The organism is Enterobacter sp. C6 (assembly GCF_008122455.1).
GTDB lineage: Bacteria > Pseudomonadota > Gammaproteobacteria > Enterobacterales > Enterobacteriaceae > Enterobacter > Enterobacter pseudoroggenkampii.
Window position 1 is genome coordinate 1 of sequence record NZ_QPFW01000014.1, and the last position, 463, is coordinate 463.

General features: G+C 57.0%; 1 protein-coding gene. It reads right to left on the reverse strand.

Annotated features, from left to right (window positions below):
• Positions 1-288: 4-hydroxyphenylacetate 3-hydroxylase N-terminal domain-containing protein (locus tag DOU50_RS00080; RefSeq protein WP_322742052.1), on the reverse strand; the 288-nt coding region annotated here is incomplete at its 3' end.
• Positions 289-463: the final 175 nt, after the last annotated feature.

A 463-nucleotide genomic window follows, 5' to 3' on the forward strand; every position in this document is an offset into this window, starting at 1 on the left:
CTGCTGGCGCAGGTCGTCGGCGCTTTTCGCCACGCGGAAGAACTTGTGGGTGTAGCCGCCGCTGCCGGTGTCGGTGCCCCAGCAGAGCGTGTCCTGCATGTCCGGCTTGTGCAGCGCGTCGTACATCTGCGCGATGGAGGCCGCCGCATTGCGAAACGCCGGATGGGTGGTGACGTCTTTGACGCGCTCGCCGTAGATATAAATCTCACGACCGTCCTGCAGGCTTTTTAAATACTCTTCGCCGGTTAACGGGCGTTTGGCATCAGCGCGGAACTCTTCAGGCTTCATAGGGGACCTCGTATCGGAATAGGGTTGTTAAATTTATGTTTTGTTTTTGTTGTTTAATTGAAGCCTGAGAGGGACGTAACGTGAAGGGACGATTGGGACAACGGCGGGTACTTTTCGGGCGGGATTGGGTTTTGTGATCTGTGCGGCTTTTCGGCGGGTAGCGCTGCGCTTACCC